Below are 23361 nucleotides of genomic sequence, written 5' to 3' on the forward strand. Positions count from 1 at the left end.
TTCGCTACGTTTGCACCGTGGACAAGAAGAACGCAATGCGCGCCGGCGCCGTGGCGGCCGGTACGACGCTGATGATGCTGCTCATGTCGTCCCCCGCGCTTGCGCTGACCCGTGACGACGGTGACGACCCGGGCCCCGGCCTGAGCGCGATCGACACGATCGGCCTCTACGTCGTGGCCCCCATCGCTCTGTTCGTGATCATCGCGGGCCTGGTCATGCTCCTGGACAAGTCCAAGAAGCAGGCCTGACCCTCCGGTTGCGCAGCGCCAGAACTGCGTAGCTCCACCAGCGCTGTCCCAGGGCGTCTCGACGTGCGTAAGGCACGTCGAGGCGCCCTGTTGTGTGCGTTCCGGCGGAGTGACGCTGGGGGCCGGACGGGCCGGGTCCGCGGCGGCGGATAATGTGCGGACATGACCGAGTGGGACATCAAGAAGCTCCGGATTCTGCGCACGCTGAGCGAGCGCGGGACCGTCACGGCGACGGCCGAGGCGCTGCTGATGACCCCCTCCGCGGTGTCCCAGCAGCTCTCCAACCTGGCCAAGCAGCTCGGCGTACCCCTGCTGGAAGCACAGGGCCGACGCGTCCGGCTCACCGATGCCGCACATCTCGTACTCCGCCATGCCGAAGCGGTCTTCGCCCAACTGGAGCGCGCCGACGCCGAGTTGACCGGCTACCTGCGGGGCGAGGCGGGGGAGGTGCGGGTCGGCGCCTTCTCGACCGCAGTGCCCGCCCTCGTCGTGCCGGCGGTCCGGCTCCTGCGCGCCGACGACCGGCCGGGACCGTCCGTACGGGTGCGGGAGGCGGAGGCCGCGGAGGCGTACGAACTCCTGTCGGCCGGCGACGTCGACCTCGCGCTCTCCCTCGCCGCGCACGCACCGACCGCCCACGACCCCCGCTTCACCCTCCTCCCCCTGCTGACCGACCCGCTCGACGTCGCCCTCCCCACCGGTCACCGGCTCGCGGACGCCCCAGGGCTCCGGCTGGCCGACCTCGCCGCCGAACCGTGGATCTTCGGCGGCTCGGGCCCATGGTCGGAGATCACCACGGCCGCGTGCGAGGCGGCCGGGTTCGTGCCGGAGCAGGCGCACAGCGCCTCCGGGTGGACCGCGATCCTCGCCATGGTCGAGGCGCACATGGGTGTCGCCCTGATCCCGCGGATGGCATCGGCGGAACGCCGCAAGGGTGTGGTGATGCGCGTCCTGGAGGCGGACCTGCCCAGGCGCCATGTGGTGGCGGCGGTACGACAGGGGGCGGAGGAGGGCCCGGCGGTGGCCCGGGTCCTGGCCGCGCTCGAACAGGTCGCCGCGGCCCGGGCGAAAACATTCAGCTGACCTGAAGGAATTGTGCGAAAACTTTCGATGGACCTGATGGTTCATTCGGCGCGACAGTTACCCACATGACCTTCGACGCGAGCGAGACCACGGCCACGGACAACGACCCCCACGCCAACGACGCGGCCCCGTACGGCGGAGGCGACCCCTACGCCGACTACCGGACCGGCGACTTCCCCTTCACCGATCTGGTGGACCTCGCCGACCGCCGTCTCGGTGCGGGTGTGATCGCCGCGAACGACGAGTTCTTCGCCGAGCGCGAGAACCTGCTGATCCGCGAGCGCGCCGTGTTCGACCCCGAGCACTTCGGGCACAAGGGCAAGATCATGGACGGCTGGGAGACCCGCCGTCGCCGCGGCATCGACGCCGCACACCCCTTCCCCGCGCCCGAGGACCACGACTGGGCCCTCGTCCGCCTCGGCGCCCCCGGCATCATCCGCGGCATCGTCGTCGACACCGCCCACTTCCGCGGCAACTACCCGCAGCGCGTCTCGATCCAGGCGACGTCGGTCGAGGGATCACCCAGCCCCTCCGAACTCCTCGCCGACCATGTGAAATGGGAGGAGATCGTCCCGCCGACCCCCGTACGCGGCCACGCCGCCAACGGGTTCGAGATCACCGGCGGCCGCCGCTACACCCACATCCGCCTCTGCCAGCACCCCGACGGGGGCATAGCCCGACTCCGCGTCCATGGTGAGGTCCTCCCCGACCCCACGTGGCTGGCGACCCTCGGCACGATCGATCTGATCGCGGTGCTCAACGGCGGTGCGTACGAGGACGCCTCGGACCGCTTCTACTCCTCACCGACCCAGATCATCCTGCCCGGCACCTCCCGCAAGATGGACGACGGCTGGGAGAACCGCCGCCGCCGCGTACGCGGCACGAACGACTGGGTCCGCTTCCGCCTGGTCGCCCAGGGCGCGGTCCGCGCGGTCGAGATCGACACGGCCTACCTCAAGGGCAACGCGGCCGGCTGGATCGCCCTCCAGGGCCGCAACGGCGAGACGGGTGAATGGTTCGACATCATCCCCCGCACCGAGCTCCAGCCCGACACCCTCCACCGCTTCCCCCTCCGCGCCCAGGCCGTGGTCACCCACGTCCGCCTCGACGCCTTCCCGGACGGCGGCGTGGCCCGCATGCGCCTGCACGGCACGCTCACGGAATCGGGCGCTGCCGAACTGGCCGGCCGCTACGAGGAGTCGGGCGCGTAACAGGGCCCCACCCTGAGCACTGGTCCTCAACCGTCGGCGGGCTTCAGAGCCTGTCGGCACCTGGCGACCCGACGCCCCACCACTCCCGCCCGGCGAACGGCTGCGCAACGGCGCCCGTCCGCCGGGCGGTCTTCATCCAGGGCACTCAACTCTGCGGGGACGTCCACTGAGGTTGAACTCGCGGTGCCGTAGGGGCCGGCGGTCCCCGACCTGGGCCGGGGGTGGCCTGCCCGCTACGATCACGGCTCGTCACCGAGCAGCATCGGGAGGGGTCGTGACGGAGAGGCAGAACACAACGGCAGGTGCCGTTGTCGAGCTGAGATATGAGCTGGGGCAGCCGGACTGGTCCGACGCGTTCCACGCACGCGGGCGGGTACGGGGGATCAAGGGCCGGCTGCAAGGGCTGCTCTCGCCGGTGCTCTTCGCAGTGGCGGTGTGGCTGCTCGCCGACAGCGTCCTGGCCGCGGGAATCGCCTTCCTCATCAGCCTGTTCGGCCTCGCTGCAAGGACGGGCGTCCTGGCAACGAGGCATGCCAGGATGGGCACCCCGCTGGGGCCCTGGACCGTGACCGTCGCCGACTCCGACGACGCTGTGCGCTTCGCGGGCACGCACATGGAGACGCGCCGGGGCTGGCGGAGCCTCGGCGGGTACGTGGAGACCACCGCCGGGTTCGTCCTGCTGACGCCCCCGCCGTACCTGCTCGTCGTGCACTATCTGCCGAAGCGCGTCATGGGCAGGGACGACACCGACCGGCTGCGCGGCATACTCGACCGCCACCTGCCCCGCCACGGCGGCCGTCCGCCCCAGCACTGAGGTTCGGTAGGATCCGCAGGTCGTCGTACCGGGGAGGAATCATGGCCGAGGGCCGCAGCGCCGAAGACACCGGCAACGGCGCGGAAACCTCCGCCGACGTCGTGGACGAACAGACTGCGGTCCAGCTGGTGTACCTGCCCCAGAAGGCCGACACACTGGTCGGCCTGCGGGTCCGCGAGCGGATCAAGCGGACCGGGCTGCTGCTGAAGGGCGTGTTCCTCGCACTGTGGATAGGGCAGTGGCTGCTCTCCGCCGTGGGCCGCGGGAGTACCGATGTGGTCTCGACCGTTCTGGTCTTGTTCGTCGTCCTGGTGGTGTGGGGGTACCCGCGGCTACAGGCCGCGAACGTGCAGCGGATCACCGGATGGCAGGGCGAGTACCGCGTCACCGTGTCTCCGGCCGGAATCACCTGCCGCAGCGACCACAGCACGTTGGTCCAGAAGTGGTCCGTCTTCCAGGGCTATCGGGAGACGGCCGGCCACGTCGTCCTGCTCAGCCGGGACCCCAACATCATGTGGCTCAGTGTCCTGCCCAAGCGGGGTGTGCATGAGGCCGGAGACCTCGACCGACTCCGGGCCATCCTGGACCAGCACACCACTCGCGTGTGACGAACGCGGCCTCTGAGCGCAGTGCATCGGCGCCCAGGTGCGTGAGCGTGGCACCTTTCCATTGCAACGTGACCTGGCTCACTGGCCGAATGTCTCCTGAGGGACGCGAAAGAGGCACGCAAAGGGGGGCGCTCCCCGAAGGAAGCGCCCCCCACTGCTCAGCTGCTGCTGTTACTGCTACGCGGTAGCCGCCGCCGCGTCCGCCGCCTGGGCCTTCAGCGCGCGCTCCACGCCTGCCCGCGACTCGGAGACCAGCCGGTGCAGTGCCGCGCTCGGCTTTGCCGAGCCCAGCCAGGCGTCCGTTGCGTCCAGGGTCTCCTGCGAGACCTGGAGGGACGGGTAGAGGCCGACGGCGATCTGCTGGGCCATCTCATGGCTGCGCGAGTCCCAGACGTCCTTCACCGCTGCGAAGAACTTTTCGGTGTACGGGGCCAGCAGCTCGCGCTGGTCGGTCTGGACGAATCCGCCGATGACCGCCTCCTGGACGGCGTTCGGGAGCTTGTCCGATTCGACGACCGAGGCCCATGCCTCCGCCTTCGCCTCGGCCGTGGGGCGTCCCGCGCGGGCGGTCGCCGCGTGGCGTTCGCCGGCGGCCGTCTTGTCGCGCTCGTACTCGGCGGCGATCTCGTCCTCGTCCAGCAGGCCGACCGCGGCAAGTCGCTCGACGAATGCCCAGCGCAGCTCGGTGTCGACGGCGAGGCCCTCGACCGTCTCCGTGCCGTTGAGCAGCGCCTGGAGCAGGTCGAGCTGCTGCGGGTTGCGGGCCGTTGCCGCGAGTGCGTGGGCCCAGGCGAGCTGGTGGTCGCTGCCGGGCTCAGCGGCGCGCAGGTGGGCGAGCGTCGCCTCCGTCCAGTGCGCCAGTGCCGCCTCGCGGGACTCCGGCGCCGCGTACAGGTCCAGGGCCAGCTTCACCTGACGGTGCAGCGACTGGACGACGCCGATGTCCGACTCCTTGCCGATGCCGGACAGGACGAGCGAAAGGTAGTCGCGCGTGGCCAGTTCGCCGTCACGGGTCATGTCCCAGGCTGAGGCCCAGCACAGGGCGCGCGGCAGCGACTCGGTGAAGTCGCCGAGGTGCTCGGTGACGACCCGCAGGGACTCCTCGTCGAGGCGGACCTTCGCGTACGACAGGTCGTCGTCGTTGAGGAGGATGACCGCCGGACGGGCGGTGTTCGCCGGGTACGGGACGGTGGTGCGCTCGCCGTCGACGTCCAGCTCGATCCGGTTCGTACGGACCAGCTTTCCGGCCTCGTCGAGGTCGTAGCAGCCGATCGCGACCCGATGCGGGCGCAGCGTCGCCTCGCCCTTGGCGCCGGCGGGCAGCGCCGGGGCCTCCTGAAGGACGGTGAACGACGTGACGTGGCCGTTCTCGTCCGTGACGACCTCCGGGCGCAGGATGTTGATGCCCGCCGTCTCCAGCCAGGCCTTCGACCAGGTCTTCAGGTCACGGCCGGAGGTCTCCTCCAGCGCGCCCAGCAGGTCGGACAGCCGGGTGTTGCCGAACGCGTGCGCCTTGAAGTACGCCTGGACGCCCTTGAAGAACGCGTCCATGCCGACGTACGCCACCAGCTGCTTCAGGACCGAGGCGCCCTTGGCGTACGTGATCCCGTCGAAGTTGACCAGCACGTCGTCCAGGTCACGGATGTCCGCCATGATCGGGTGCGTGGACGGCAGCTGGTCCTGGCGGTAGGCCCAGGTCTTCTCGGAGTTGGCGAACGTGGTCCAGGAGTTCGGCCACTTCGAGCCCTCCGCGTACGCCTGGCAGGCGACCGAGGTGTACGTGGCGAACGACTCGTTCAGCCACAGGTCGTTCCACCACTCCATGGTGACGAGGTCGCCGAACCACATGTGTGCCAGCTCGTGCAGGATGGTCTCCGCGCGCCGCTCGTACGCCGCGTCCGTCACCTTCGAGCGGAAGACGTACTGGTCGCGGATGGTGACCGCGCCCGCGTTCTCCATCGCGCCCGCGTTGAACTCCGGCACGAACAGCTGGTCGTACTTGGCGAACGGGTACGCGTAGTCGAACTTCTCCTGGAACCAGTCGAAGCCCTGCCGCGTGACGTCGAAGATCGCGTCGGCGTCGAGGAACTCGGCGAGCGAGGGGCGGCAGTAGATGCCGAGCGGAACGGACTGGCCGTCCTTCTCGTAGCTGCTGTGCACCGCGTGGTACGGGCCGACGATCAGGGCCGTGATGTACGTCGAGATGCGCGGCGTCGGCTCGAAGCCCCAGACGTCGTCCTTGGGCTCCGGGGTGGGGGAGTTCGAGATGACCGTCCAGCCCGTCGGCGCCTTCACGGTGAACTGGAAGGTCGCCTTCAGGTCGGGCTGCTCGAAGCTCGCGAACACCCGGCGGGCGTCCGGCACCTCGAACTGCGTGTACAGGTACGCCTGCTGGTCGACCGGGTCGACGAAGCGGTGCAGGCCCTCGCCGGTGTTGGTGTACGCGCAGTCCGCGACGACACGCAGCACGTTGGAGCCCGCGTGCAGGTGCGGCAGTGCGATCCGCGAGTCGCGGAAGACGGCGGCGACGTCGAGGGCCTTGCCGTTCAGCTCGACCTCGTGCACGGCCGGGGCGACCAGGTCGATGAAGGTCTCCGCACCGGCTTCGGCGGAGTCGAAACGCACCGTGGTGACGGACCGGTAGGTGCCGCCCTCCTGTGCGCCGGAGAGGTCGAGATCGATCTCGTACGCGTCCACGGTCAGCAGGCGCGCCCGCTCCTGTGCCTCTTCGCGGGTCAGATTCGTGCCAGGCACCCGGTCATCTCCTTGATATGTGATGTTTCCCGGCCATCCTTCCACGCGGAGCGCACGCAACGCTATGTCCGTTTTCCGCCGGACACCGGCGGTGCCACGCGCGACGCTCGAACCATGACCGGCTACGAGGCACGTCCCATCGAACCTGCTGTCCTCAAGGAGCTCCGCGACACCGACGACGCGGGCCGGCCCTGCGTCCCGTACACCGAGCGGGAAGGCGGCAGCCCGCTGCGCTGCTGTCTGCGGGGCGTCGAGCCGGGGGAGCGGATCGCCCTCGTCTCGTACGCGCCGCTGCGCCGCTGGGCGGCCGCGACCTGGGCCAGGCCCGGGGCGTACGACGAGCAGGGCCCCGTCTACATCCACGCCGAGGAGTGCGAGGGCCCGGCGGCGGGCGGGGACCGCTATCCGTTCGCGCGGGTCGGCGCGCTGCGCACGGTCCGCCGCTACAACGCGGACGGCCACATCGTCGGCGGCCGTCTGCTGGAGATCCCCGCCGACCCGTCGCGCGGCTTCGACGAGGCGTTCGCGGAGGCGTTCGCCGACCCGGAGGTGGCGCTGGTGCACGTCAGGGCCGTCGAGTACGGCTGCTTCCACTTCGAGGTCCGCAGGCCGCAGGGCTGAAGGGGGAGGGGGCGGTAAAGGTATCGGCGGGCGCCCGACCGGGCGCCCGCCGATACCCTCTTCCGTGCGACGTGTCAGCCGTTCAGCTCCGCCGCGACGAGCTCCGCGATCTGCACCGCGTTCAGCGCCGCGCCCTTGCGCAGGTTGTCGCCGGAGACGAAGAGCGCCAGACCGTTCTCCACGGTCTCGTCGGCCCGGATGCGGCCCACGTACGACACGTCCTGGCCGGCCGCCTGGAGCGGGGTCGGGATCTCCGAGAGCTCGACGCCCTCGGCGTCCTTCAGCAGCTCGTAGGCGCGCTCGACGTTGATCGGGCGGGCGAAGCGGGCGTTGATCTGGAGGGAGTGGCCGGAGAAGACCGGGACCCGGACGCAGGTGCCGGACACCTTGAGCTCCGGGATCTCCAGGATCTTGCGGGACTCGTTGCGGAGCTTCTGCTCCTCGTCGGTCTCGAACGAGCCGTCGTCGACGATCGAGCCGGCCAGCGGCAGCACGTTGAAGGCGATGGGCCGCTTGTAGACGGTCGGCTCGGGGAACTCGACGGCGCCGCCGTCGTGGGTGAGCTTGTCGGCGTCGGCGATCACCTTGGACGCCTGCCCGTGCAGCTCGGCGACGCCGGCCAGACCGGAGCCGGAGACCGCCTGGTAGCTGGTGACGACCAGCGCGTCGAGCCCGGCCTCGTCGTGCAGCGGGCGCAGCACGGGCATGGCGGCCATCGTGGTGCAGTTCGGGTTCGCGATGATGCCCTTGGGGCGGTTCTTGATCGCGTGCGCGTTGACCTCGGAGACGACCAGCGGGACCTCGGGGTCCTTGCGCCATGCGGAGGAGTTGTCGATCACGACGGCGCCCTGGGAGGCGACCTTCTCGGCGAGCGCCTTGGAGGTCGCGCCACCGGCGGAGAACAGGACGATGTCCAGACCCGTGTAGTCCGCGGTGGAGGCGTCCTCGACGGTGATCTCCTGGCCTTCCCACTCGATCGTGGAACCTGCGGAGCGCGCGGAGGCGAAGAGCCGCAGCTCGTCGGTCGGGAACTTCCGCTCGGCCAGGATCCTGCGCATGACTGTGCCGACCTGACCGGTGGCGCCGACGATTCCGACCTTCACAGGGACTCCTTCAAACGTACGAACTGGCGCGGTTGCCGTTCCATGATGCGTATGTTTACGGCTTCCTTGTCCAATCCATTGTCCGGCAGACGGACAGCGAGCGGGAATCGAACGTTTCGCGGCGCCCCGGCACGCGGCGGCGAAGGCCATGTGTGAGCGGCTCCACACGGACGAGGTGTCCGGGAGCGGATGTCGGCCGCCCTGCCGGAGGCCCGCTCCGGCACCTGCCCGGGCCGCGGCTGAGCGCGCAGGGGAACGGGAAAGGGCGGGCGCCCCCGCGGGCGCCCGCCCTCTCTCGGTATCACCGCACAGCAACCGTTACGGCGTGACCTTCTCGATCACGACGCTACCGGTGCCCGCAGCGGTGCCGCGGCTGTTCACCAGCTGGACCTCGCCGAAGAACTGACGTCCCTCGGGAGCCGCACCGGCGACCACGACCTCGGCGCCGACCTGCGCCGAGGCGCCGTTGGCCAGGTTCACGGCCTTCGACTCGTCGACCTTGAGCGTGCCGAGCGACGGGGCGTAGTACACGTCGCGGTAGTTGTACGTGGTGGTCCCGGCCGGGACCGAGTAGCCGTCGACGACGACCGTGTACGTACCCGCGGCGGGCTTCGCCAGGCTGACCGCCTCTTTCGAGCCCGCGCTCGTGGAGGCGCCGACCTCGTTGCCGGCCGCGTCGAGGACGTACAGGTCCAGGTCGGCGTTGGCGTCCGAGGTGCCGCCGATGGCGACGTCCAGCTTCTCGACGCCCGCACCGATGGTGACCGTGGTGACCTGCTGTTCATGCGTCTTGATCGACGGGGTGGCGACCTTGGCCGAGCCCAGCGAGCCGCCCTTGAGCTTGCCCTCCAGATCGCCCGCACTGTTGGTGACGGTCCAGTTCACCGCGGTCGGCGTGCCGATCTTCGCCTCCGGCAGCGTCTGCACGGCCGGGTCGAAGGAGGCGCCGAGCAGGGAGACGTCGAGCTTGAACGGGTTGTCCAGCAGCGGCGACGTACGCCGTGCCTCGACCTCGATCTCCCAGACACCGGGCTGCGGGGCGGCGTACGAGCGCACGTCGGGGCGGCAGGTGTTGGCCGGGTTGTCGTAGTTCGGGTAGCAGAACGGCGTTCCGCTGTTCTCCATCTGCACCCCGTACGGGTGGATGGAGATGAACCGCGTCTGGCTGCCCGAGCGCAGGGCGCTCATCGCGACCTCAAGGGTCTTGGCGCCCTTTGGCACGTTCACGAAGTACGACGTGGTGCCGTTGCGCTGCACCGAGCCGGACGCCGTGAACGCGTAACCCGGCTTCACCAGGTCGTTGGAGACGACGACCGTGGCGAGGATCTGCTGGTCCACACCGGTGGTCTTCGCGTCATCGACCTGCAGGATCGCGCTGTGCACGCCCGCGCTGCCCGGCTTCGCCTGGACCTTGACGGTCACCGGCTCGCCCAGCGGCAGCGAGACGGTGCTGCTGCCGGTGAGCGTGAAGGTGCCGTCGTTGTTCTTCCAGGACAGCTTGTGCGCGACGGCCTTGTCCGGGCCCGTGGTGCGGGTGATCGTGACGTCGTACGACTTCGTCTGGCCGGCCTTCAGGCCGCCCTCGCGGTCGTACAGGCCGGTACCGAAGCCGGGGGTCTGCAGCGCGAAGTCGATCGCCGTGTCGACCGGGGCCTTCACGGAGTACTCGTGCGCCGGGGTGCCCTGCTTCTCGATCAGCTTCCAGGCGTCGATGATGTTGATCAGGCCGGCACCCTGGGCGTGCGCGGGCACTCCCTCGATGTGCGTGGCGCTGCTGGTCAGTGCGGTGCGCAGGTCGGCCGGGGGCAGCTCGATGTGCTTCTGCTTCGCGGCGGACAGCAGCAGCGCGGTCGCACCGGCGGCCTGCGGCGATGCCATCGAGGTGCCCTGCAGCATGGAGTATCCGGCCGGGAGCGAGTAGCCCGCCTCCTTGACCGGGCCACCGGGCAGCCAGGTCTGGGTGGAGTTGATGGAGGCGCCGGGCGCGCTCAGGGTCGGCGTGAAGCCGCCGTCCTCACGCGGACCGCGCGAGGAGAACGGCATCATGTCGTACTTCTTGGTGACGTTCGAGCCGTAGTTGGCGGCCCACGTCTCCTTGGAGACGGACGCGCCGACGGAGATGACGTGGTCGGCGAGGCCGGGGTCACCGATGGTGTTCACACCCGGGCCGTCGTTGCCGGCCGAGATGACCAGCTGGACGCCGTACGTGTCGATGAGCCGCTTGTACAGCACCGCGCGGGCGTTGCTGCCGTCGTTGAGCGGCGGCAGGCCACCGATCGACATGTTGACGACATCGACACCGCGGTTCACGACGAGGTCGGTCATGCCCTCCATGAGCGCGATGTTGGTGCAGCCGCCGGACCACGTGCAGGCGCGCGAGGAAACGATCTGCGCGCCGGGCGCGGCGCCGTTCATCTTGCCGCCGAACAGCCCGTTGGCGGCGGTGATGCCGGCGACGTGGGTGCCGTGCTCGCTCTCGATGACACCGATGTTGACGTAGTCGGACGTGTTGCCGGCCGCGTTGTAGACCACGTTCTTGCGGGTCTCGACGACGAACGGGATGCGCTCGACGACCTCGGTCCGCGGGTCGTCCGTGCCGAAGTAGGAGACCTGGTGCTTCTCCTTGTACGGCATAAGGACGGCGTCGTTCGAGAAGTCGGCGTCGTTGTTCAGGTCGACGCGGGTGGTGCCGGCGACCGGGTCGTAGAGCACGGCCCAGGTGTCGGTGGTGTCACCGTCACGGTTGAGGTCACCCGCCATGTCGCCGCCGCGGGTGGCGGACTCTTCGAACACCTTGATCTTGTACGAGCCCTCGGGCGCCGAGTAGGTACGGCCCCCGTAGGTGAACGTCGGGCCGGACACGGCGTCCGTCATCCGCAGCCAGGTACCGTCGCCGTCCCTGACCGGGTCGGTGGCCGTCACCCAGTCGACGATCTTGCGCTCGCCGGTGGTGGTCTTCTGGAGCGCCGGGTGACCGAGGTCGACACCCGAGTCCAGGATGCCGATGGTCACGCCGCGGCCGTCGGCCTTCGGGTGCTCCTTCACGAAGTCGACCGCACCCGTCTCGAAGGACGGGTTGTACGGGTTCTTCGCCGGCGTTTTGCTGCTGGGCGCCGGGTAGCTGCCCGTGGACGCCGTCCTCGCCCCGGCGGCCCGGTCGCCCGAGGGCGTCGGGTCGTCGAGCATGATCTCCTGCTTGAGATCGATGCCCTGGACGGATGTCAGCTTCGAGGCAGCCTTGATGGTCGCCTCGGCGGTTGCGGTCGGTACGGTCGCGCGGACGTAGCCGAGCTTGTCGTACGTACGTTCCACCATGGACCCCTTGACGGCGTCCAGCTGCTCGGTGACCTGCTCGGTCGCACCGGGTGCGGTGGCGACCATCATGGTGACGTTCTTCTCGCCCTTGGCCTGCGCCTTGGTCAGAAGATCGGCATCGGCCGCACCGAGCTTGTCGCTGTCGGCGGCTGCCTTTACGGGGGCGGTGGCCGGGTCGTCGGCGGCGAAGACCGGTGCGGCACCGGAGGCGGCCAGTGCGGCCACCAGACCGGCAGCGGCCGCGACTCGGGCCACGCGTCTCGCCCCGGGTATGGAACTGGGGGATTCGGAGGTCATCAGCATCCCTGTATGTGAAAGAGAAAGTCCGGAATTCGGTACCGGATGACCGCTCAGCCTTTCGTAAATGGCAGGGGTTTGTGGAGGGTTGGCGTGGGCGAGTTGCCGCCGTGGCGCACATCCGCCAATGGGGCTGATGCGTCATGAGGGACGAACCCGGCGATAACTCCCCTATCGCCGGGGCAGGATGACCAGATTCGCTGCGGGGTCACGGTCGGCGGCCGCCATCAGTGCGGTACGCACCACGACCGCTTGCTGCTCCGGTGCTTCTTGGAGCCTCTTCGGTGTGAGGTGGACGACGGTGACTCCGAGCCGCTCCAGCCGCTCCCGCTCGGCGGTGTACGCGGACCACTCCGTGCCCTCGGCGGCACGCTCTTCCTGGCGCCGGTCGTCGTCGAGCGCGCTGTGCCGGGGCGCCCTGGTGTCGAGCTCGACGGCGACCGCCTCGTTCGGCCAGTAGGCGTCCACCCCGCCCAGATGCGGCCCGCCCGGCAGTCCGAGGTCCACGTTCCACATCGGCTCCGGCAGGTCGTACGTCCGCACCATCTCGTACAACCGGCACTCCGCCGACGCCCGCCCCTCGGCGAGCAACGAGTCCACGGTGTGCAGGACATAGGCCCGGCCCAGGAGCTTGGCGCGGCTCAACTCCCGTACCACCGCGGTCGGCTCGCAATGCCCGGCGCGGACCGCCTCGGCGAGCAGCCTGCGTGCGGTGGAGGCGTCCCCGATCCCGGCGACCGCGTCCGCGAGCGCCCGCGCCACGGGGGCCACCGGCAGCCCGGCGAGCCGGACCGGGCTGGGCAGTTCGGCCGTCCGTACCAGGTGCGCGTACCGGGCGGACCGCAGTCGCCGGGTACGGGGCACCAGCACGTCGATCTGGTCGAGCGAGCCCAGCGGCGGCGCGGCGGAGAAACCGTACAGGGTGAGCGCGGCAAGCCCGGTGACCATGCCTTCGCCGTACCCGGTCTCCGCCGCGCCGCGCCGCCGTCCGGCGTACAGCAGGGCGGACCGCAGCCGCTCCTCGCCATCGGGTGGCCCCGGGTGCAGCACATAGACGCCGGGCAGCGGCTGTTGCCACGGGCCACCGTCCCGGCACTGCGCGGCGGCGCGGGCGGGAGATACCCCGTGAGCCTTCAACTCCTCGACGGAGAGCACGCGTTGCTCTACGTGGGCGGAGAGGCGGATGGGGTGCGAGGAGAGCGGGGTGTTCTGGGTCATGTTCCGGGGTATGCCGCACGCGGTCGTGCGGCTAACCCCTGTTACACGCCCGTCGACGATTCAGGACAAGTCCGCCCTGAAGTGCGGGAGTTCGACAACCGAAAAGGCACGATCCCGCCCCCGATGTCCCCGGCCCCGCCCCCCGTCCGGCGCGGGGCGCGCTCAGAACCGGCCGCCGGCCCCCGCGTCACATGCCTGCGCCCGCAACGCCCGAGCCAGATCGTCCCGGGCCTCCAGCACCAGCCGCCGCAGCGCGGGCGCCGAGTCCGCGTGCGCCTCCAGCCACGCATCCGTGGCCGCCAGCGTCGGCTCGTCGTCCTGCAGCGCCGGGAACAGCCCCCTCACCACAGCCATCCCGATCTGGATCGACCGCTCGGCCCACACCCGCTCGATCACCTCGAAGTACCGAGCCGTGTACGGCGCCAGCAACTCCCGCTGCGACGGCTGCTCGAACCCCGCGATCGTCGCCTCCACCAGTGCGTTGGACAGTGCGTCCGACTCCACCACCGCCGCCCACGCCTGCGCCTTGACCGCCGCCGAAGGCCGGGAGGCCAGGCACCGCACCTGGTGCCGCTTGCCGGACGCCGTGTCGTCCCGGGCCAGTTCGGCATTGATCACCGACTCGTCGGCGACCCCGTGTGCGGCCAGCGGGGACAGGAACGCCCACCGCAGCTCCTGGTCGACCTCAAGACCGTCGATCCGCGCGGACGCCCCCAGCAGCGAGGACAGCAGCTGGAAGTCCGCGTCCGAGTCCGCGACCGTCGCGAAGAACCGCGCCCACGCCAGCTGGTGCTCGCTTCCCGGCTCGGCGATCCGCAGCTCCCGCAGCGCGCCTGCGGCCAGCGCCCGGCCGCCCGCCTCGCGCCACCCGGGGGCGGCATAGTGGACGAGTGCGGTCCGGGTCCAGGCGTGCAGCATCTGCAGGACGCCGATGTCGGACTCCTGGCCGGAGAAGTCCAGCACGAGCGAGATGAAGTCGCGGGCCGGCATCAGCCCGTCCCGCGTCAGGTTCCACAGCGCGGACCAGCACAGCGCCCGCGCCAGCGGGTCGGTGATGTCACCGAGATGCGCGCGCAGCGTGTCGAGGGAGGCCTCGTCGAAGCGGACCTTGCAGTACGTGAGGTCGTCGTCGTTGACCAGGATCAGCTCGGGCCGCTCGGCCCCGGCCAGCGCCTCGACCACTGTGCGCGCCCCCGCCACGTCCACCTCGGCGCGCGCGTACCGCACCAGGGCGCCGTTGGTCCTGCGCCGGTACAGGCCGACCGCGACCCGGTGCGGCCGCAGTTCCGGGTGCGACTCGACCGCCTCCTGGAGCACTGCCAGCTCCGTCACCCGGTCCGCCGCGTCATACGTCACCACCGGCGTCAGCGAGTTCACGCCCGCCGTCTGCAGCCACGACCTTGACCAGGTGACCATGTCCCGCCCGGACGTCTCGGCCAGCACCGACAGCAGGTCGCCCAGCTGTGTGTTCCCGTACGCGTGCTTCTTGAAGTAGCGCCGGGCGCCCTCCAGGAACGCGTCCCGCCCCGCGTACGCCACCAGCTGCTTCAGTACGGAGGCGCCCTTGGCATAGGTGATGCCGTCGAAGTTCAGCTTGGCGTCCTCCAGGTCACGGATGTCGGCCGTGATCGGGTGCGTGGACGGCAGCTGGTCGGCCCGGTACGCCCAGGACTTGCGGTTGTTGGCGAAGGTGATCCAGCCGTTCTTGAAGCGGGTCGACTCCACCATGGAGAACGCGCCCATGAAGTCGGCGAACGACTCCTTCAGCCACAGGTCGTCCCACCACTGCATGGTGACGAGGTCGCCGAACCACATGTGCGCCATCTCGTGCAGGATGACGTTCGCCCGGCTCTCGTACGACGCCTGTGTCACCTTGCCGCGGAAGATGTACTCCTCGCGGAACGTGACACAGCCCGGGTTCTCCATCGCGCCGAGGTTGTACTCGGGCACGAACGCCTGGTCGTACTTGCCGAACGGGTACGGGTAGTCGAAGTTGTCGTGGAAGAAGTCCAGGCCCTGCTTGGTGACGAGGAAGATGTCGTCCGCGTCGAAGTGCCGGGCGAGCCCCTTGCGGCAGAGGGCGCCGAGCGGGATGTCCAGCGTCGTGCCGTCGTCGAACGTACGGCTGTAGGAGTCCGTCACATAGTGGTACGGGCCGGCGACGACCGCCGTGATGTACGTGGAGATCGGCTTCGTCTCGGCGAACCGCCAGACCCCGCCGTCCCGGGACTCCTCCGCCCCGTTGCTCCAGACCGTCCAGGCCTCGGGCGCCGTCACCTCGAAGCGGAAGGGCGCCTTCAGGTCGGGCTGCTCGAAGTTCGCGAAGACGCGCCGCGCGTCGGCGGGCTCGTACTGCGTGTAGAGGTAGACCTCGCCGTCCTCCGGGTCGACGAACCGGTGCATGCCTTCGCCGGTCCGGCTGTACGCGCACTGCGCGTCGACCACCAGGACGTTCTCGCCCTCCGGCAGGTCGTTCAGCGCCACCCGCGTCCCGTCGAAGACGACCGCGGGGTCGAGCGCCTGCCCGTTCAGGGTCACCGACGTCACGCTCGGCGCCAGCAGGTCGGCGAAGGTCGACGCCCCCTCCCGCGCGGAGCGGAACCGGATCGTGGTCACCGAGCGGAAGGTCCGCGGTTCGGCCGGCTGCTCCCCGCCGCCGTCCACGGCGTCGCCGCCGGGCTCGTCGATCGCGGAACGCACGTCGAGAACGACGTCGTATCCGTCGACGGTCAGCAGTTCGGCCCGCTCGTGGGCCTCGTCGCGGGACAGGTTCTGACCGGGCACAGGTGCACTCCTTTGTGTCACGTTCGAATGCTTTGATCCTCCCACGCGCGTTCCGGCCCCGGTCGCCGGGAATGACGGGGACGTTCTGCGGTGTTCTCGCGCACAGATGCGATTGCCTCTTGAGGAGAGACATGTCTGAGAACAGCGCGGTGCATGGCAAGACCCCCGCCGATTTCTGGTTCGACCCGCTCTGCCCCTGGGCCTGGATGACCTCCCGCTGGATGCTGGAGGTGGAGAAGGTCCGCGATGTCGAGGTCCGCTGGCACGTGATGAGCCTTGCCGTCCTCAACGAGGACAAGCTCGACGAGCTGCCGGAGGAGTACCGCGACCTGCTGGAGACGAAGGCGTGGGGCCCGGTCCGCGTCGTCATCGCCGCCCAGCAGAAGCACGGCGACGACATCCTCGGCCCGCTGTACACCGCGCTCGGCACCCGCTTCCACAACCAGGGCGAGGGTCCCACCCGCGAGGCGATCGTGGGAGCGCTCAAGGACGTCGACCTGCCGGTCGAGCTCGCGGAGTACGCCGACTCGGACGCGTACGACGCCGAGCTGCGCGCCTCCCACAAGGAGGGCATCGACAAGGTCGGCCAGGACGTCGGCACGCCGGTCATCGCCGTGCCCGGCTCCGACGGCGAGCAGATCGCCTTCTTCGGCCCGGTCGTCACCCCCGCCCCGAAGGGTGAGGACGCGGCGAAGCTGTGGGACGGCACGCTGCTGGTGGCGTCGATCCCCGGCTTCTACGAGATCAAGCGGACCCGGACCCAGGGCCCGATCTTCGACTGATTCACCCGGTGCGGTGCGGGTTCCGGCCGCCGTCGGACACCGCACCGCACCGCACCGCTTCACGCGTACAGCGCGTCCAGCTTCGGCAGCCGCAGCGCCACCCGCTCCGCGTCGTCGAAGCCGAAGTCCCACTCCGGGTCCAGGGCGGGGTAGTCGATGGTGAACGAGCGCTCGGGCACTGCCGAGGGCAGCGGGAAGAGGGAAGGGGAGCGGGCGGACATGAACGTACGACCGGCACGCAGGTCCGAGGCCGAGGCGCTGACCGAGCTGGCTCTGGCATCGAAGGGTCACTGGGGTTACGACGAGGCGTTCCTCGCCGCCTGCCGCGACGAACTCACCATGCACGCGGCCGACATCGACCGCCGCCGCACCGCCGTCGCCGAGGAGGACGGCCGCGTCCTGGGCTTCACCACTCTGGACGGCACCCCGCCCGAGGGTGCCCTCGGCATGATGTTCGTCGCCCCGGACGCGCTGGGCCGCGGCATCGGCCGACTCCTGTTCGAGCACACCATGACGGAGGCCCGCCGCCTCGGCTTCGCATGCCTCACCATCGACGCCGACCCCAACGCGGAGCCGTTCTACCTCGCGATGGGCGCGGTACGGATCGGGGCGACCCCGTCGGGGTCCATCCCCGGCCGAGAGCTGCCGCTGCTGGAGTACGTCCTCACGTCGCGTTGACTCCTTGCTGCGGGACGGGGCCTCCTTCGACCGGCTCGGGGGTTCGGCGCCCGGCCGCGGCCAGGGCCAGGGTGACCGCGAGCGAGGTCCCCGCCATCACGGTCATCGCCGTCCCCGGTGAGGTCCGCTGGGCGACGGCGCCCGCGAGCGCGGCTGCGACGCCCTGCATGGTGAGCATGCCGGAGGAGTGCAGTCCGAGGGCCTGACCGGTGATCTCGTCCGGGGTCAGGGCCAGTAGCCGCTCCTGGAGCAGCAGACTCGCCGAGAACCCGACCGAGGCGAGCGCGGCCAGCGCGAATGCGAGCGGCAGCGCCGGACGCGCGGCGAAGAACAGATACGGGACCGCCAGGAGCAGCAGCATCGGCATGGCCAGCCGCCCCCGCCGGCGCTGTGCGACGAACCGGCCCGCCACGGTGTCCCCGATGAGCATCCCGAGCGCGGCACAGGCGAAGAGCAGCCCCGCGTGGTCGGGGGCGTACGGGACGAACAGTGACTCGCAGCCGACGATCAGCCCGTTCGGCACCCAGAGCGCGAGGTAGACCCGGCGGCGGGGTCCGGACGACCACAGAACGGCGTTGGTCCGCCACGTCTCGGCGACGGACGGCCGCCCCGCGGCGCGCGGCGGACGGCGGGCCAGCCCGAACCGGGCGACGGCCGCACCGGTCAGATACAGAGCGGCGGCGACCAGCAGCGTGCCGCGCGCGGACAGCGTCGTCACCAGCAGACCACCGAGCGCGAACCCGCCGATCTGCATCAGGCCGACGCACATGTTGAGTACGGAACGCCCCAGCAGATAGCCGTCCTTGGGCAGCACCTCGTTGAGCAGCCCGTACCGCACCCCGCCTCCCACGGCGGCGACCACACCCTCGGTCAGGACGATCGCGAAGACGACCGTCAGCGGAAGCCCGGGGACGGCCAGGGTGGCGGTGGCCAGCCCGAAGGCGAGCGCCATGCCGGTCATCGCGGCCCGTGGCGGCAGCCGGTCCGCCGCCGACATCAGCACGGTCGCTCCGATCACCTGGGCGAGCGAGGAGCCGAACATGGACAGGGCGGCGAGCAGCGGCGAGTCGGTCGCGGCGTAGACGAGGGTGCCGAGGGCCAGCCCGCTCATCGTCGACGCCGCGACCTGTACGGCACTGGTCGCGAAGAGCGGTCCGAACTGCGGCGTGCGGAAGAGTTCCCGGTAGGTGCGCATGCGGGGAGTCTCAGAGGCCGCCCACGGCGACCGTTAATGTTTCGCGGGGAGGCGAAACGTCATGGGCCTGTGGCAGATCAACACGGACACGCTCGCGGGGAGCCGGTTCGTCGTCTCGCCGCTCGCCGAGGCCATCTCCGCCCTGAACGCCCTGGAAAGGGGACGGGCCGAGCACCCCGGTGAACGGACCTGGCTCGACGCCCATCTGCCCGACTACCGGGCCCGGCAGGCCGCTGACCCGGTCGCCGCCCGCCTCGTACCCGCGGCTCTCGGCGGGAGCTGGAACGCGGACTTCATCACCCCCACACCGACGGGCGAGGGCGCGCCGTCCTTCGAGGAGGAGCTGGCCCCCGTCCGGGCGACCACGTCCGAGCGCGCCCGAGCGGATCTGGAGGTGTCCCTCGACGGCGCTCCGCTGCCGGCCCTCCTGGACCGCGACGACCTGGCGCAACGTGCCGCCGACGTCCTGCACTGGGTCTGGCACCGGACCGTACTGCCGGACTGGTCGCGCCGCCGCCGGATCATCGAGGCGGACATCGTCGCGCGCACCGGACAGCTGAGCCACGGCGGCTGGGCCGCCGCCCTGAGCGGTCTGCGTCCGGGCATGCGATGGCTCGGCGGGAGCCGGCTCCAGATCAACGCGCACGACTACCCGCCGAAGCAACTGTCCGGCGTGCGCCTGTTCTTCGTCCCGGTCACCCAACGCACCGGCTGGGTCTCCTGGGACGACGACGCCGAGCGGTACGCCGTCGTCTACCCGTGTTCGGGCGCCCTGGCGGAGACGGGGCGGGCGCGGGTGCCCGACAGCCTGGGCCGCCTGCTCGGCCCCGCGCGGGCGACGGTCCTTGTCCTCCTCTCCAGCCCGAAGAGCACCACCCAGCTGGTGGCCCTGACCGGCCAGGGACTGGGGTCGGTGGGCCGCCACCTCAAGGTGTTGCTGGACAGCGGCCTGGCCGGCCGCCGAAGGGCCGGGCGGTCGGTCCTGTACTTCCGTACGGACGTGGGCGACGTGCTGGTGGAGGCTCAGCGGGAGGGGGAGAGGGGTGCGAACGTTTTCGGGGTGAAGGCGGGGGCCTTCACCGGCTGAGCCACTCCGCGACCTCGACCGTGTCCCCGACGGTCACCTCGCCCTCGCGGACCACCGCGTTCTTCGCGCCGAAGCTCACCTTGTTCCCGTACTCCGGCTCGCGCCGGTACGTCGCAAGGGTCCGGACCGGTTCCGGGCCCGCGCGGCGGCCGGTGCGCTGGTCGACGAGCGGGACGTTGCACCGCATCGCCCTTACCGAATGGGCGAGTTCCACGGAACCGAGGATCATCCGGCGTGCCCGGTCCTCGAAGTGCGGTTCGTCGTTGCCGGTCAGGACGATGTTGGCGCGGAAGCGGTCCATCGGGACGGGCGCGGCGTCGCCCCGGGCGGTGATGCGGGCGTTGAGGCCGTCCAGGGAGGCCGTCGAGGCGACCAGCACCGCGTGGGCGTCGGCGAAGTTGACCTTGCCGGGGGTCTCGCCCCAGCCGTCCCGGTCGAAGCCGGGGGCCACCCGTACCAGGCGGGACTTGGCTCCGAGTGCGTCGGAGAACCATTCCGCGACCTCGTCCCCCTGGTCGGCGGCCGCGCCGAGCGGGCGGTCGAACATGCTGACCTCGCGGCGCGGGCCGTCTCGGTCGACCTTAAGGCGGAGCGGTTCGACGCCCTGGGCGGACAGCGCCAACGCCGCCCCGGCTTCCAGTACTTCGACCCTGATCGCGGCCATCGAGGAATGCGTGCGCTGGCTGCGGAAGGCGCCGTCCGCCGCGTCCACCACCATGAACGTCCGGTCGTGTTCGAGGCCGGTACCCAGGACCTGTGCGGAATCGACCGTGGTGCCGGCGCAGCCCTTGACCGGGTAGTAGGTGAGCTCGCGAACGGTGATCGTCACGATGTCCCCTCCGGGGCAGCCGCTTCGAGGGCGTCGACGCTGCCGGACATGATGGTGCGGATGTGTCGGGTGAGGTGCTCGGTGGGCCAGTCCCACCAGGCGACGGCGAGAAGCCGGGCAATGGTCTCGTCGTCGTACCGGGTACGGATCAGCTTGGCCGGATTGCCGCCGACGATGCCGTAGTCGGGCACGTCACCGGTGACGACCGCGCCGGCGCCGATGATCGCGCCGTGCCCGATCCGTACGCCTGGCATCACCATGGAGTTGTAGCCGAACCAGACGTCGTTGCCGACGACCGTGTCACCCCGGCTCGGCAGCCCGGTCAGCAGATCGAAGTGCTCGGCCCAGGAGCCGCCCATGGTGGGGAACGGGAAGGTGGAGGGGCCGTCCATCCGGTGGTTGGCGCCGTTCATGAGGAACCGCACTCCGGTCCCCAGCGCGCAGAACTTCCCGATGACGAGCTTCTCGGGGCCGTAGTGGTACAGCACGTTGCGGGTCTCGAAAGCGGTCGCGTCGTCGGGGTCGTCGTAGTACGAGTAGTCGCCGACCTCGATCAGTTCGGACTTCACCAGGGGCTTCAGCTGCACGACCCGGGGCTGGCCGGGCATCGGGTGCAGCACGGTGGGGTCGGCGGGAACAGAACTCATGGCGCTCATCATCGCATTCACCTCGGACGAGTTAAGTTCCTTTTGGGAACTCGCACCTTGCAGAGAGGGGTACGACGGACTGATGGTGCTGCTCGTCACCGACGGGCAGCAGCCGGGGCCGGGAGCGGGCGCCAGCGGGCGGTGACGTTACGCATGACCAGGACGCTGTCCAGCGTCGCGGTGCCGGGCGGGAAGCGGTCCGGGTCGTCGAAGAACGACGACTGTGCCGCACGGACCCGTCCTGCCTCCACCCGCCAGGCGTCCGTGTCCAGTTCCATGGCGTCGAGGCGGCGGCCCGAGTCCGCCGGGGAGAGTCCTCTGGCCCCTGCGCGGAAGAAGTCCGAGGCTTCCTGGAGGTCGGCGAAGAGTGCGCTGCCCCGCAGCTCGTCGGTGACTTCGGCGGTGACGTCCACCCGCACCTCGCCGTCCCGGGAGGCGAGCGCCACCCGCACCTCGTCCGGCGTCTCGTGGACCGTGAAGTCGGCGCGGCCGTGCTCGCCGGGGAAGATGCGGCCGCCCGCAAGGGAGTTGAGCAATGAGGCGGTGTCGCGGCGCGTGATGTAGACGCCGGTCTCGACGCCGTCAGGGCCGTCCCACTCGACGGAGATGCGATGCGCGGCGTTCTCGCTGCGCAGGCCCACCGCCGGGGGCGCCCAGGAGGGGCGGGCGGAGCCGAGGCGCAGGAGGCAGATGCCGGCGACGGCGTGGCCGCGTACCAGCTGGGGGCGCAGGTGACCCGGCAGTTGGCGGGCCGCGGCGGCCGGGTCGACCCGGTAGTTCACGAGCAGGCGGCGTTCGATGACGCTGGAGATCCGGGGCTGCTTCATGACGTGCCGCCTTCTGTTTCCGTGGCGGACCGCCACGTGGTGTGGCGCAGGACGATCTGCTCGGGGCAGACGGCGCTGAGGAACCGTCCGATGCTGGTCGCCAGCCGGTCCTCGGCCAGGGAGTAGAAGATGCGGTTGCCGTCCCGCCGTTCGGTGACCAGCCCGGCACCCTTCAGCACGCCGAGGTGGCGGGAGATCGACGGCGCGCTGATCGCGAACCGGCCCGCGATCTCCCCGGCCGCCAGTTCGCCGCCCCGCAGGTCCTCCAGGATCTGGCGCCTCGTCGGGTCGGCGAGGGCGCGGAAGGCGCTCGCCTCTTCATCGGTCTTTCCCATGATGCATGTTTAGCACATGAGCTAAATAGCCAACCATGCAAGCAGGGTTGGCGAAGAGCCCCCGCGGGTCACGTCCTCGCGGGGGCTCTCCGTTCATCCGCCTGCCCGGTGAAGGTTGAGAAGACGATCACGAGACAGGACGCCTGTGTGCCCGGGTCAGGGGGCGAGCAGCAGTACGTCCGCGCGCTCCTTGGCGGCCGCGTACCGCTTCGCCACGTCCTGCCAGTTGACGACGCGCCACATCGCCTCGATGAAGTCGACCTTCTGGTTCTTGTACTGCAGGTAGAAGGCGTGCTCCCAGGCGTCGAAGACCAGGATCGGGACCGAGCCCTGGCCGACGTTGCCCTGGTGGTCGTAGACCTGCTCGACGATCAGCTTGCCGCTGACCGGCTCGTACGCGAGAACGCCCCAGCCGGATCCCTGCGTGGTGGCCGCGGCCTTCGTCAGCTGGGACTTGAAGCCGGCGTAGGAGCCGAAGGAGTCGGCGAGCGCGTCCGCGAGGTCGCCGACGCCGTCCGCCGCGAGAGGCTCGCCGCCGCCGTCACCGCTCATGTTGTGCCAGTAGATGGAGTGCAGGATGTGGCCGGACAGGTGGAACGCGAGGTTCTTCTGCAGGCCGTTGATCGCCCCCCAGGCCTCCTTGTCGCGCGCCTCCTCCAGCTGCTCCAGGGTGTCGTTGGCGCCCTTGACGTAGGCGGCGTGGTGCTTGTCGTGGTGGAGCTCGATGATCTGCGGGTTGATGACCGGTTCGAGCGCCGCGTAGTCGTACGGGAGTTCCGGGAGCGTGTACGTGGCCATGGGGCGAACCCTCCAGCTGCTTTCCTGTTGTTATTGCAACCTATATGCAAATGCAGGCTAGCAGGAGGAGGGAGCAGGCGCGGCCGCGCGTACGGGCAGGGGACAGCCGGACCCCTGCGTCGAACCG

The 23361-nt window shown here is 70.2% G+C and carries 21 protein-coding genes; 9 read left to right on the forward strand and 12 right to left on the reverse strand.

Annotation, left to right across the window (positions count from 1 at the left end; translation table 11 throughout):
• Positions 1-17: 17 nt before the first annotated feature.
• The 5 genes from OG972_RS26865 (at position 18) to OG972_RS26885 (ending at position 3964) form a co-directional block, all read left to right on the forward strand.
• The gene (locus OG972_RS26865; RefSeq protein WP_266985615.1) at positions 18-248 is read left to right on the forward strand and encodes a hypothetical protein; all 231 of its coding nucleotides are present in this window, start codon (positions 18-20) and stop codon (positions 246-248) included.
• Between the two features lie 162 nt (positions 249-410).
• Complete coding sequence (locus OG972_RS26870) at positions 411-1331, forward strand: LysR substrate-binding domain-containing protein (RefSeq protein ID WP_266985617.1); 921 nt, start codon at positions 411-413, stop codon at positions 1329-1331.
• A 65-nt stretch (positions 1332-1396) separates the two neighbouring features.
• On the forward strand, positions 1397-2542 hold the full coding sequence (gene alc, locus OG972_RS26875) for an allantoicase (protein WP_266985619.1): 1146 nt from the start codon (positions 1397-1399) through the stop codon (positions 2540-2542).
• Positions 2543-2816: 274 nt separating this feature from the next.
• Positions 2817-3356, forward strand: coding sequence for a hypothetical protein (locus tag OG972_RS26880; protein ID WP_266985621.1), 540 nt, complete (start codon positions 2817-2819; stop codon positions 3354-3356).
• A 41-nt stretch (positions 3357-3397) separates the two neighbouring features.
• Entirely contained in the window at positions 3398-3964 is a 567-nt protein-coding gene (locus tag OG972_RS26885; protein ID WP_266985623.1) for a YcxB family protein, read from the forward strand.
• A gap of 177 nt (positions 3965-4141) precedes the next feature.
• On the opposite strand, the gene pepN (OG972_RS26890) is transcribed toward OG972_RS26885, so the two are convergent.
• Positions 4142-6718, reverse strand: coding sequence for an aminopeptidase N (gene pepN, locus OG972_RS26890; RefSeq protein ID WP_266985625.1), 2577 nt, complete (start codon positions 6716-6718; stop codon positions 4142-4144).
• A gap of 114 nt (positions 6719-6832) precedes the next feature.
• On the opposite strand from pepN (OG972_RS26890), the gene OG972_RS26895 reads away from it, so the two are divergent.
• Complete coding sequence (locus OG972_RS26895) at positions 6833-7339, forward strand: DUF1203 domain-containing protein (protein WP_266985627.1); 507 nt, start codon at positions 6833-6835, stop codon at positions 7337-7339.
• 74 nt (positions 7340-7413) lie between these two features.
• Here OG972_RS26895 and OG972_RS26900 read toward each other — a convergent pair whose 3' ends face one another.
• From OG972_RS26900 to pepN (OG972_RS26915), 4 genes are all read right to left on the reverse strand, one after another.
• Entirely contained in the window at positions 7414-8442 is a 1029-nt protein-coding gene (locus OG972_RS26900; protein WP_266985629.1) for an aspartate-semialdehyde dehydrogenase, read from the reverse strand.
• A gap of 318 nt (positions 8443-8760) precedes the next feature.
• Positions 8761-12060, reverse strand: a complete 3300-nt coding sequence (locus tag OG972_RS26905; protein WP_266985631.1) for a S8 family serine peptidase — start codon at positions 12058-12060, stop codon at positions 8761-8763.
• Positions 12061-12225: 165 nt separating this feature from the next.
• Entirely contained in the window at positions 12226-13272 is a 1047-nt protein-coding gene (locus OG972_RS26910; RefSeq protein WP_266985633.1) for a hypothetical protein, read from the reverse strand.
• A 162-nt stretch (positions 13273-13434) separates the two neighbouring features.
• Positions 13435-16056, reverse strand: a complete 2622-nt coding sequence (pepN, locus tag OG972_RS26915; protein ID WP_266985635.1) for an aminopeptidase N — start codon at positions 16054-16056, stop codon at positions 13435-13437.
• Positions 16057-16187: 131 nt separating this feature from the next.
• Between pepN (OG972_RS26915) and OG972_RS26920 the strand changes: the two genes are divergently transcribed.
• The gene (locus tag OG972_RS26920) at positions 16188-16838 is read left to right on the forward strand and encodes a DsbA family protein (protein ID WP_266985637.1); all 651 of its coding nucleotides are present in this window, start codon (positions 16188-16190) and stop codon (positions 16836-16838) included.
• A gap of 59 nt (positions 16839-16897) precedes the next feature.
• Here the strand turns inward: OG972_RS26920 and OG972_RS26925 are convergent, their stop codons facing one another.
• Positions 16898-17059, reverse strand: a complete 162-nt coding sequence (locus OG972_RS26925) for a hypothetical protein (RefSeq protein WP_266985639.1) — start codon at positions 17057-17059, stop codon at positions 16898-16900.
• Between OG972_RS26925 and OG972_RS26930 the strand changes: the two genes are divergently transcribed.
• Complete coding sequence (locus OG972_RS26930; RefSeq protein ID WP_266985641.1) at positions 17058-17516, forward strand: GNAT family N-acetyltransferase; 459 nt, start codon at positions 17058-17060, stop codon at positions 17514-17516. The two genes, OG972_RS26925 and OG972_RS26930, sit on opposite strands and share 2 nt — an antisense overlap.
• Here OG972_RS26930 and OG972_RS26935 read toward each other — a convergent pair.
• Entirely contained in the window at positions 17503-18711 is a 1209-nt protein-coding gene (locus OG972_RS26935; RefSeq protein WP_266985643.1) for an MFS transporter, read from the reverse strand. The two genes, OG972_RS26930 and OG972_RS26935, sit on opposite strands and share 14 nt — an antisense overlap.
• A gap of 61 nt (positions 18712-18772) precedes the next feature.
• On the opposite strand from OG972_RS26935, the gene OG972_RS26940 reads away from it, so the two are divergent.
• The gene (locus OG972_RS26940) at positions 18773-19798 is read left to right on the forward strand and encodes a helix-turn-helix transcriptional regulator (RefSeq protein WP_266985645.1); all 1026 of its coding nucleotides are present in this window, start codon (positions 18773-18775) and stop codon (positions 19796-19798) included.
• Here OG972_RS26940 and OG972_RS26945 read toward each other — a convergent pair.
• From OG972_RS26945 to OG972_RS26965, 5 genes are all read right to left on the reverse strand, one after another.
• The gene (locus OG972_RS26945; RefSeq protein ID WP_266985647.1) at positions 19788-20627 is read right to left on the reverse strand and encodes an MOSC domain-containing protein; all 840 of its coding nucleotides are present in this window, start codon (positions 20625-20627) and stop codon (positions 19788-19790) included. The two genes, OG972_RS26940 and OG972_RS26945, sit on opposite strands and share 11 nt — an antisense overlap.
• A complete protein-coding gene (locus OG972_RS26950; RefSeq protein WP_266985648.1) occupies positions 20624-21286 on the reverse strand; it encodes a CatB-related O-acetyltransferase in 663 nt (220 codons plus the stop codon). Before OG972_RS26950 ends, OG972_RS26945 begins: the two co-directional genes overlap by 4 nt.
• A gap of 83 nt (positions 21287-21369) precedes the next feature.
• Positions 21370-22101, reverse strand: coding sequence for a DUF2071 domain-containing protein (locus OG972_RS26955; protein ID WP_266985649.1), 732 nt, complete (start codon positions 22099-22101; stop codon positions 21370-21372).
• Complete coding sequence (locus OG972_RS26960) at positions 22098-22436, reverse strand: metalloregulator ArsR/SmtB family transcription factor (protein WP_266985651.1); 339 nt, start codon at positions 22434-22436, stop codon at positions 22098-22100. The genes OG972_RS26955 and OG972_RS26960 overlap by 4 nt, the downstream gene beginning before the upstream one ends.
• Before the next feature lie 156 nt (positions 22437-22592).
• Positions 22593-23234 (reverse strand): superoxide dismutase, encoded by a 642-nt coding sequence (locus OG972_RS26965; RefSeq protein WP_266985653.1) that lies wholly within the window; start codon positions 23232-23234, stop codon positions 22593-22595.
• Between the last annotated feature and the right edge of the window lie 127 nt (positions 23235-23361).

This window comes from Streptomyces sp. NBC_01669 (genome assembly GCF_026339735.1).
In the GTDB taxonomy this organism is placed as follows: domain Bacteria; phylum Actinomycetota; class Actinomycetes; order Streptomycetales; family Streptomycetaceae; genus Streptomyces; species Streptomyces yanii.

Excerpts from the sequence above, each read along its gene's own strand:
- OG972_RS26870 (WP_266985617.1), top strand. The coding sequence starts at position 411 with ATGACCGAGTGGGACATCAAGAAGCTCCGGATTCTGCGCACGCTGAGC.
- alc (WP_266985619.1), top strand. The coding sequence starts at position 1,397 with ATGACCTTCGACGCGAGCGAGACCACGGCCACGGACAACGACCCCCAC.
- OG972_RS26885 (WP_266985623.1), top strand. The coding sequence starts at position 3,398 with ATGGCCGAGGGCCGCAGCGCCGAAGACACCGGCAACGGCGCGGAAACC.
- OG972_RS26895 (WP_266985627.1), top strand. The coding sequence starts at position 6,833 with ATGACCGGCTACGAGGCACGTCCCATCGAACCTGCTGTCCTCAAGGAG.
- OG972_RS26905 (WP_266985631.1), bottom strand. The coding sequence starts at position 12,060 with ATGCTGATGACCTCCGAATCCCCCAGTTCCATACCCGGGGCGAGACGC.
- OG972_RS26910 (WP_266985633.1), bottom strand. The coding sequence starts at position 13,272 with ATGACCCAGAACACCCCGCTCTCCTCGCACCCCATCCGCCTCTCCGCC.
- OG972_RS26920 (WP_266985637.1), top strand. The coding sequence starts at position 16,188 with ATGTCTGAGAACAGCGCGGTGCATGGCAAGACCCCCGCCGATTTCTGG.
- OG972_RS26930 (WP_266985641.1), top strand. The coding sequence starts at position 17,058 with ATGAACGTACGACCGGCACGCAGGTCCGAGGCCGAGGCGCTGACCGAG.
- OG972_RS26925 (WP_266985639.1), bottom strand. The coding sequence starts at position 17,059 with ATGTCCGCCCGCTCCCCTTCCCTCTTCCCGCTGCCCTCGGCAGTGCCC.
- OG972_RS26935 (WP_266985643.1), bottom strand. The coding sequence starts at position 18,711 with ATGCGCACCTACCGGGAACTCTTCCGCACGCCGCAGTTCGGACCGCTC.
- OG972_RS26940 (WP_266985645.1), top strand. The coding sequence starts at position 18,773 with ATGGGCCTGTGGCAGATCAACACGGACACGCTCGCGGGGAGCCGGTTC.
- OG972_RS26950 (WP_266985648.1), bottom strand. The coding sequence starts at position 21,286 with ATGATGAGCGCCATGAGTTCTGTTCCCGCCGACCCCACCGTGCTGCAC.
- OG972_RS26955 (WP_266985649.1), bottom strand. The coding sequence starts at position 22,101 with ATGAAGCAGCCCCGGATCTCCAGCGTCATCGAACGCCGCCTGCTCGTG.
- OG972_RS26960 (WP_266985651.1), bottom strand. The coding sequence starts at position 22,436 with ATGGGAAAGACCGATGAAGAGGCGAGCGCCTTCCGCGCCCTCGCCGAC.
- OG972_RS26965 (WP_266985653.1), bottom strand. The coding sequence starts at position 23,234 with ATGGCCACGTACACGCTCCCGGAACTCCCGTACGACTACGCGGCGCTC.